Origin of the sequence: Streptomyces solincola (assembly GCF_002982015.1) — a bacterium.
GTDB lineage: Bacteria > Actinomycetota > Actinomycetes > Streptomycetales > Streptomycetaceae > Streptomyces > Streptomyces solincola.
The window spans coordinates 1-1,220 of record NZ_PVLV01000740.1 but is presented as its reverse complement, the minus strand read 5'-3'; the positions used below and the strand labels follow the sequence as shown (position 1 = coordinate 1,220).

1 protein-coding gene is annotated in these 1,220 nt (G+C 79.2%); it reads left to right on the top strand.

Annotated elements, in window-relative coordinates:
- A partial coding sequence (locus C6N75_RS29850; RefSeq protein WP_105871948.1) for a pyridoxal phosphate-dependent decarboxylase family protein occupies nucleotides 1-1,112 on the top strand: 1,112 nt, incomplete at its 5' end.
- Between the last annotated feature and the right edge of the window lie 108 nt (nucleotides 1,113-1,220).

Genomic DNA, 1,220 nt, shown 5'->3' with positions numbered 1-1,220 from the left:
CCGCGGTGGAGGAGGCGGTGACCAGGGAGCTGGCCGGGCTGGTCTACCCGGCGGCGGGCGCTGCGGACGCGCTGATCACCAGCGGCGGGACGGAGTCCAACCTGGTCGCGCTGCTGCTGGCGCGGGAGCAGGCGCGCGGCGGCCACCCGCTGCGGGTGGTGTGCGGGCGGACGGCGCACCACAGCGTGGCGCGGGCGGCCTGGCTGCTGGGGCTGCCGGAACCGGTCGCCGTGGCGTGCCCGGGCGGCCGGATGGACCCGCAGGCCGTACGGCATGCGCTGGCGGCGCTGCCCGGCGGCGTACCGGCGCTGGTGGTGGCGACCGCGGGGACCACGGACGAGGGGATCATCGACCCGCTGCCGGCGCTCGCCGACGCCGCCGCCGCGCACGGCGCGAAGCTCCACGTGGACGCCGCCTACGGCGGGCCGCTGCTGTTCAGCGGGAAGCTGGCGCCCAGGCTGGCCGGCATCGAGCGGGCCGACTCGGTCACCTTCGACCTGCACAAGCTCGGCTGGCAGCCGGTGGCCGCCGGCGTGCTGGCGGTCGCCGACACGGCGTACCTCGCCCCGCTGCACCTGACCGCCGACTACCTCAACGCCGACGACGACACCGAGGCCGGGCTGCCCGACCTGCTGGGCCGGTCGCTGCGCACCTCCCGCCGGCCCGACGCGCTGAAGATCGCCGCGACCCTGCGCGCGCTCGGCCGGGAGGGCATGGCGGCGCTGGTCGAGCGGTGCGTGGAGGCGGCAGAGCACCTGGCGGAGCGGATCGGGGCCCATCCGGGGCTGCGGGCCCGGCCCGGCGGGGCGGGGACCAGCACCGTGCTGTTCCGGCCCGCCGCCGCCGACGCGCTGCCGCCGGAGCAGGGCGACGCGCTGGTGGCCGACGTCCGGCGGGAGCTGCTGCGCCGGGGGCGGGCGGTGCTGGGCCGGGCCTGGGCCGAGGACGCCCCGGCGGGCGCCCCCGGCGGCGCACGGAAGCTGTGGCTGAAGGCCACCCTGCTGCACCCGCACACCGCGGCGGCCGACTTCGACGCCCTGCTCGACCTGTCCGCCGCGCCCGGGCGGCCGGGCGGCGCGGGCCCCGCACGTGATCACGGAGGAGACGCATGAGCGCGAGCGAGCCGACGGGCCGCGAGGACGCCGACGAGACGCCGGTGGACCTGCTGGGGGTGGGCGCCGGGCCGTTCAACCTGTCGCTGGCGGCGCTCGCCGACGGCG